The sequence below is a fragment of the Pseudoalteromonas sp. bablab_jr010 genome (assembly GCF_016464105.1).
In the GTDB taxonomy this organism is placed as follows: domain Bacteria; phylum Pseudomonadota; class Gammaproteobacteria; order Enterobacterales; family Alteromonadaceae; genus Pseudoalteromonas; species Pseudoalteromonas simplex.
This window is the reverse complement of record NZ_JACDWV010000126.1, coordinates 1-7631: the sequence shown is the minus strand read 5'-3', so window position 1 is coordinate 7631 and position 7631 is coordinate 1. Positions and strand designations below refer to the sequence as shown.

The window sequence follows — 7631 nt, the reverse complement described above, 5'->3', positions numbered from 1 at the left end:
GGAGAAACAATCCGTTAAAACGAAAGTCTTCGAATTATCGAAGTTGGATTTTGGATCTGAGAAAAAAGAAGCAGCCTAGCCGTTAAGCTAGACTGTAGAAGCCCAGTGATCAGAGCGAAGCGATGTCGCTGGGTAGTTCACAAAGTTGCGTATGATCAACGTATAAATTAAGGTTACAGAGCAGGCTGATATCAACTGAAATATAAAAGGAAGTTCTAAGGAATATAAAATTACTGAGATGAATCCCATTGAGAAATTGGACACGGTAATTAGAAATAGCGATAACCAAGGAGTACAAAGTGTCAAGTGCAGCAACCCTTTGTGTTCTAACGCAGCCACGGTAATAAATTTTGAGGTAAGTGGATTTCGTTGTAGTGGCAAAGAGCATTGTGGCGGGAATCAATATAGGGATTGCCCGCGCCATTTTGCCGTCGAGCCATCAGATGAATCTAAAAAGTAAAATGCAGTGTTTAATTTTATCTTTTACTTGTTAAATTTCGGAAGTAAAACATACCCTTCTACCTAGAAAAATCTTTTTAATTAATAGAGTCTAATTTCCCAAGATTCTATTTTATAGTTGATTTAACATAATATTTAACTTGTATAAATGGGCATTTACACAAGTTAATTAAGGGTGTATAAATGTACAGTGCTTATGATTTCGTATGAATTTAAATTATGAACAGCAGATTGGAAAAGATTATCGATTTAAAACAGCCTCAATTACCGGCTACCAAGATTAAACAAAAATTAAATGAGATTTATGTAAACCCTAAATGTCCGATATTTAATTATGTTAACTCTTTGACGGCGGATACATCCAAAGAGACCGTCACTCGATGTTTGCAAGCAATTGCAATACATACCGGCTACCCAGATTTTTATGAAATTAATTGGGCAGAAATTACTTCAACTGATTTGAATAGCCTTATCCATAACCTAAAAGCCAAGGAGCTATCTCCAAAAACGATTTCATTATATGTATCCGTTGTAAAGGGTGTATGTGAGCATGCCTATTTGTTAGGACAGATTACTAGATTGCAGCTAGATGGTATTCTAAAAGTGAAAGGAGAAACCGGCTCTAGAATTAAAAAACATCAGGTAATTTCTCGTTCTAGTTTCCAAGGGCTTTTGGAGAGAATAGCAAGCTCAAACCCAACTAATAGAAATAAAATGCTTAGAGATTTGGCACTTTTTCATATTTTAATTGGTACTGGGTTAAGAAGAAGTGAGTTGGCCACAATAGAGATTTCATCATTAATCTTAGAGCTTAGTAACGAAGATAGAGTTACAGTAAATACTCAGTATTTGAAGATTATTGGTAAAGGTAATAAGGAAAGATATGTTGCGATCCACCCTATTACAAAAATTGCTTTGGAAGACTGGTTGAACGTTCGAGGTATAAAGCCTGGTCCGTTATTTGTCAAAGTGCCACGTAGTGGAAATATTGATGTTGAAAATAGCAACCCTTTAACTGGTAGCGCTATTTATGAACTTTGTAAAAAATATAATACTGTTGCTCCCCATTCTTTAAGACGATCATACGCGACTTGGCTCGATGAAAAAGGCGTAAAGATAAGTAGAATTAGTAAACTTCTGGGCCACTCTAAAGAAGTTACAACTGCAATGTATATTGTAGATGAAGATTCAAAGGCATTTGAGGATGTGTTGAATAATTTGTTTTAATCTCAAATATTTTGTTCTTGGTTGTCGTATTGGCTGCAATTTACTGATATATAGGATTTTATTACATAACAAGATGTGACAAGGAACAACATGATTTTATTTGTTCATTTTAAATTTATCTTTTTTTGTTAGAATATAAGCTAGTGATCTTATAAGAACAACCAAACATGGCTGATACATACTTTAAAAATCTAGATGATGACTCAAAGAAAAAATACGTCTCGCAAGTTTTAGAACGATGCAAACAGGTGTGGGGTGTTGATGAGCTACATGAAATTGAAGATGAGAATGGGCGTCGAGCTTTAGGGCATAATGCGAGCACTATGAAAATGTGGTTGAGCCGCCCTTCTATGCCATGGGATTTTATTTTAACTACTGCGATTAAAAAAAATGTAAGCCTAGACTACCTTCTTCTGAACATAAATGAAAACACAAGTCTAGAAGATGTTAGACCTGAAGAGCTTCTTGAAACTGTAAATAAAGTAGTTGCAAGTTCGTTAGAAGAAAGTGCTGATTACGGAATTATTGACCCTACTTTTGTTCCAACAATTACTAAGAAGATTAAAACGTCATTAGAAGGTGCTTTAACAATTAAAGCCAAACCCTCCAAATCAGCCTAGGCAAAATCAAATTAGCAAGAAAATGGCCAGAAAGACCTTGGCCATTTTTAATCCGACTGGCGTAAAAGCAATTTTTCCGTAAAAAGAAGTTTTACTTTAGTAATAAAAGTTGGTGCTAGAAATGCACAAAGTAATATCAAGTCGTTTATATTTACAGTAATAGAGTAAAAAAAGCCTAAAAAAGGGTTAAGAGAATTTTGCGTAATATAATTTAACATCAAAATTAGGTGCAAGACTGAATTTATCAAAAAGATACACATTGTGATTACTGAACCATCTGAGTATCCTTTACCCTTTCTTATAAAAGGAAACAGTAAGGCAATGATAAGTGCTGTAATGCTATCAAAAAGAGAGAACATCAAATACATATTGACTATACCATCTATAAAACCACCCGCTTCTCTTAAGTACTCTAGAGCCATTAAGTAATCTGTTGATAAATAGGATATTGTAACGAATGTTACTAAACACATGTGTGAGAATGATGTTTTTTTGAAGTAGGCTTTAATGATAGTTAGGCAGAAAACCATAAAAAGTAAGCCTGAAAAGCTCATCAAGTATTTAAAAAAGAAGTCACTAGCTCCTGCAGTAAATAACTTGTTATAAGAAACTACAAATGCATTTATATGTTCCATATTAAGCTCTGCGTTTGTAGCTGGCTAAATTAACAACATTTTTGAGCTCTATCTTGGATGCATAGGCAGGGGTAATACTACTCTTTTGAGGAAAGCCTTCTATTCCAGCAAGTTCAGCTTTAATTTCTTGAATTCTACGGAAGACAGCAGAACGCTCATCATTAACTGGCAGTCCTTTCATGTAGACCTCCAGTTGAATCGACTCTTGAACCAACTTTCTAACGCGCTGCGCTATTGCAAGAGAACGAATAAATTCACGCTTTAAGAATACAGCTAAAGAAATCACCCAAAATATGAAGCAGAATAATAAGCTCATTAAGGCTATAGGCGAAGCTCCCATACAAACATCCAACTCTAACTACTACATCGAATTTCATAATAATGTACTGAGAGTTTACCAGCAATAGTCCTTTATTATTGCTTTTATATGACCAACTGTTATCTTTTGCCTGCGTATTTGAGGAGAAAAATTTACATCTGTTTAGATGAGAAGGAGTTATAGTGTGGCGAAAATAGCACTAAAAACGCCATTAGCTTCATTAAAGTTATAATTTCTGGCAGTCTTTTCTCAGCAAGCTTACAAACTTTCAAATCCATTTGGCTTAAAAAGTGAAATTTTAATTAAAAACAAACTTAATATGTTCCATTGAAATTTATCATTGAGTGATGTTAATTGGAGGTTCAAATGTTACTCATTAAAAAAAAGCAAAGCCCAGTACGGGGGATATTTTACATTTCACTTTGTATTTCATTATCTATTGTAAGTTGCAGCTTGAATTCATACTTTCGATACGGTATGACTTTGCCGCTTGAATTTTACACTCCCTTAATCATTACTTTGATATTGATTCTATTGAGCTCAAAGCAAGGAACTGTCTGTTTCGGCCCAGTTAAATTGTTTAATTCTGGAAAATAGCGTGATTTAAAGAGTGTGTTAGCCTTAGATTTAAATGCTCGATGTGGAAGACTTTCAATGCAAAATAGTACAGCACTAATATCAATAATCTTAGCGTGCTTATCAAGCGAAGCTACAGCAATTATCCATGGGGATAATACTGCATGTTATCCATTATCATATGATAGAGCTGCAATCGAAAAGCAAATAAAAGTGGATTTGTTTACTACGTATACGGCCTTAAACACTATAAGTGGAGAGGAAAAACTATTGAATGACACTTACTCAGCTGAACTTGAGAATATAAAAGTGGTATCTACTGAGTTTCAATATTTTAAATTTTCTTACTCTGAGCGTGATGGCCAACTTTGTGGTTCAATAGTAAAAAAGTAATTAATCTAAAATAAGAGGGTAAATATGAAAGAATATTACGTTGTAGAAATTGGTTATAGTGGCGCTGGAGGAGATGTAGCTAAAAGATTTACATTGGATAAAGACAAAGCTCTTTGGTTTGCTGAGGTATTTTTTACGGGCCTGTTAAATTTATTCCCGCTTTTTAGAGTAAGAGCCTAATTTTGTCCGATAACATTATTAAACGTCTTTTTGGGGCAAAATAACATGCTTAATTCCTAGCTGTCTTAATTATTTATTTACAAAGGTAATTATTGGTGAAATTATCATGGTATGTAATATACGCCATTTTGGTGTGTTATAAACCACCAAAATGGAGTTCAATAAGCTGCTAGGCATATTTTGCCGAACTCAGCTAACCATATAGGAGTTAAGTTTGGCTGCAGCTAGTAATTCTGTCGTTCATTTAACGATGAGATATAAAAAGACTGAGCTTTCAATCGGTTCAGGAGTTATCTATAAGCACGGATCAAACTACTTTATTGTTACAGCTTGGCATAATCTGGCCGGTCGACATTCTGAAACATTAAAGCCATTATCAAATGAGTCAGCAATACCTGATAACGTAGTAGTTAATCTTGCCGTCAATGAGCCTACTTCTGGTATGGTGACTCGTCACTCAATTACAATCCAATTGGTTGATGAAGAAAAATCACTTTTTTATATCCACCCTGTAAATTATCCTCGAGTGGATGTAGCGATTATACCTTTTGACCCTAGTGGAACTTTTTTGTCTGAAATATACCTTTCAACAGGTAAACATAAAGACATTGGTTTTTCCCCCATCATGAAAGTACCTGGCGGTGGGACTACTGAAATATGCCCTATACAAAGCTATCTTGTTCCAAACTCTGAAGTGATTGATAAATGGTTTGATAGCGTTGATGTGACAGAGGAATTATTTATTCCAGGGTATCCACATAATGTGAAGGACTTTTATTCACAACCTGTCTGGAAGCGGGCCACAATAGCTTCATCTGTACAGTATGGTTGGAATAAGGAACCAAAATTTCTCATCGATAGTGCGTCAAAAAGCGGTATGTCAGGTTCTCCCGTGCTGTATTACAACCCTAACGGGCGGATTCAAATTCGCGGCTCTACATATCAACTCAACCAAGAAGCTGTGATTCTCGTAGGTATCTATGTGGGCCGTATAGGAGTTCAGGGAGATGTAGACCCTCAAATTGGGACGGTGTGGAAAAAGTCAGTAATAGATGAAATTATAGAAGCAGCGCACTTGGAAAAGCTCCCGTATGAAATAGAGTTATCGCACGATGAGATGGTTGAGAATATGCAAAGTATATTGGCAATGTGCTCTATTCAGGGCCTTCAAAATATCAAAAATCCAGAATTGCCATCTAGGTATTATGTTCGCAGATCGTTGATGGAAAAAATATGTGGAAGGGCTAGCCCAGAAGATGCTCTTGCTGCAGTGCTTGATGCAGCAGAAAAATATGATGGTGAGTTGGTTCCAGATGAAAATTAAACTAAGAAAATGCCTAACAAATCAAAGCTCGCGGATGCAGCAAAGCTCGCGGATGCAGCAAAGCTGCGCTGGTGTTTGAGCCGTTACCGAATAAATACTCTAACGTGTTTTTGCCCCAAAGTGAGTTAACGTAATTACTCTATAGATCACCTTTGAGCTATCAGGTACAGTGATTCAACTAATGATATTGGCTCTACTCCATAATCTGATATTCCACTAACTTTTATGTTGGTGATGACATAAATAACTGTGTTAATATACAGTTTTGTTGTTGTGCTCCCATATCCAAGAAAATGAGCGACGAGCGCATTTTCTTTTTCTGAATACCTTTATGTCAATAATAATATTATAATTGGCAATGCATTACGTTATTTGTTAAAAATAGATTTATTAATTCATGCGCGTAACATCGGCAGAAAGATGCGCGACGAGCGCACTATAAAATTGTTAGGCAATCAATGAGGCTCGAGTTCTAATGAAAGCTTTGTTTATAGGTGCGGGAGCAACATATGATTGCGGAATGCCTCTCGTTTGGGAATTAACTGCCGAAATAAGGCGTTGGTTAACTCCCGAAAAACTTATTTCATTTAATGAAAATTGGAAGTCCCAAGGTGGCGGATGGCATAATGATGCTGTCTCGCTCCTTGTGTCTCTATTAGAAAACAAGAATTTACATTATGAAAATATCATTGGCGGTATAGAGGTGGAGTGCTCAAGGGAGCGAGATCAGAGTAAAAGGCAGAGTTACTATGCAGCGCTTGGTTTTGTGCTTCAAGCTGTATATGGCCTTCTTATGGAACGCCAAGTAAAAAACACTCATTATGCGTTAGCAGCACTGGAGGATTTTTCATCGATCGAGCAAATGGCTCGTAATAATAAACCACTTTGGGTTTTCTCCTTAAATCATGATTGCATAATTGAGATGTTGGCGCTCAAATGTGGTATCCCATTGAAGTCTGGCTTTAATGAAAAAGTCAGTATTCCTATGAAAACTGCTAATGGCTCAATACGTAGCTTCCCCTTTGAGCGGTTAAGTCGTAAATCCATTGAAGAGAATCAATACAGTTTCTTTGGTCACGGTGAGTATGGGATTAATCTAATTAAACTGCATGGTTCTTTAGATATATTTGGTCAAGATGACGAGCTTAACTATCTAAAAATAAGCGCAATTGGAAATGATCCAGAATCCCTGTCTTCCCAGATCCAGATTTTAAATCAAATCAACCAAAATATTGCGGTTCGAGATGGCGTTGTATGTACGAATGAGAATATTTATGAGGATGAAAACGGCGAAATTCAGTTTCTAAGGAAAAGCCTGTTATCGGGGGCTCATAAGTTCACAAAAAAGCTTAGCCAAATAGCGCCATCTGAGTTTCTTTCTCTTTTCCGTGGTAATCTAAACTATGCCGATGAGCTCATTTGTATAGGGTATAGCTTTGGAGACAAGCACATAGATGATCATATGGTTGATTGGCTATCCTTCTCGGCCACACGAAAGCTAACCATTGTTAATCCAGGCATCAATGTCTGCCCGGATAGAATGAAACACCTGTATGGGCAGGTGGAATGCAAGCCGATAGGGGCTTCTGATTACTTTACGCAGTTGAGTGATAAAAAATCAACCGTGCTTAAGGATATGCTGCGAAAAGTTAGGTCTGTAGCTCGTGAAAAAATCAAACGAGAGCTGACAGGAAATGCCTAGCAATCGCAGGCACGGGGACAAAGTTTCCGCTGCGCTCCAACTTTGCCCGTGCTACGGGCGTTGGTATGACTCCCACAGTCAAGTTAAACGCACTGATCCTTGCCTAACTTTTTAAGCCATAATTTCTTCAGCTCGAATTAGAGCGAGTTAATACATAGGATGAAGCAAGTAATGTCGTCGGTTTTCATGCTGATAT

8 protein-coding genes are annotated in these 7631 nt (G+C 36.6%); 6 read left to right on the top strand and 2 right to left on the bottom strand.

Annotated elements, in window-relative coordinates:
* Window positions 1-690 precede the first annotated feature (690 nt).
* Both JIG37_RS10810 and JIG37_RS10805 read left to right on the top strand, forming a co-directional pair.
* Window positions 691-1686, top strand: a complete 996-nt coding sequence (locus JIG37_RS10810) for a site-specific integrase (RefSeq protein WP_199529353.1) — start codon at window positions 691-693, stop codon at window positions 1684-1686.
* A gap of 167 nt (window positions 1687-1853) precedes the next feature.
* Complete coding sequence (locus JIG37_RS10805; RefSeq protein WP_063529890.1) at window positions 1854-2306, top strand: hypothetical protein; 453 nt, start codon at window positions 1854-1856, stop codon at window positions 2304-2306.
* A 47-nt stretch (window positions 2307-2353) separates the two neighbouring features.
* On the opposite strand, the gene JIG37_RS10800 is transcribed toward JIG37_RS10805, so the two are convergent.
* Both JIG37_RS10800 and JIG37_RS10795 read right to left on the bottom strand, forming a co-directional pair.
* Window positions 2354-2941, bottom strand: coding sequence for a hypothetical protein (locus tag JIG37_RS10800; RefSeq protein ID WP_199529352.1), 588 nt, complete (start codon window positions 2939-2941; stop codon window positions 2354-2356).
* A 1-nt stretch (window position 2942) separates the two neighbouring features.
* Window positions 2943-3281 carry a hypothetical protein gene (locus JIG37_RS10795; RefSeq protein WP_063529888.1) on the bottom strand — a complete coding sequence of 113 codons (339 nt, stop codon included), beginning with the start codon at window positions 3279-3281 and terminating at the stop codon, window positions 2943-2945.
* Window positions 3282-3914: 633 nt separating this feature from the next.
* Here JIG37_RS10795 and JIG37_RS10790 point away from each other — a divergent pair.
* The 4 genes from JIG37_RS10790 to JIG37_RS10775 all read left to right on the top strand — a co-directional run bounded on the left by JIG37_RS10790 (window position 3915) and on the right by JIG37_RS10775 (window position 7435).
* Entirely contained in the window at window positions 3915-4229 is a 315-nt protein-coding gene (locus JIG37_RS10790; RefSeq protein ID WP_063529482.1) for a hypothetical protein, read from the top strand.
* 24 nt (window positions 4230-4253) lie between these two features.
* A complete protein-coding gene (locus tag JIG37_RS10785; protein ID WP_199524872.1) occupies window positions 4254-4409 on the top strand; it encodes a hypothetical protein in 156 nt (51 codons plus the stop codon).
* Window positions 4410-4623: 214 nt separating this feature from the next.
* Window positions 4624-5733 carry a hypothetical protein gene (locus tag JIG37_RS10780; protein ID WP_199529351.1) on the top strand — a complete coding sequence of 370 codons (1110 nt, stop codon included), beginning with the start codon at window positions 4624-4626 and terminating at the stop codon, window positions 5731-5733.
* Between the two features lie 475 nt (window positions 5734-6208).
* Entirely contained in the window at window positions 6209-7435 is a 1227-nt protein-coding gene (locus JIG37_RS10775) for a hypothetical protein (protein WP_199529350.1), read from the top strand.
* Window positions 7436-7631: the final 196 nt, after the last annotated feature.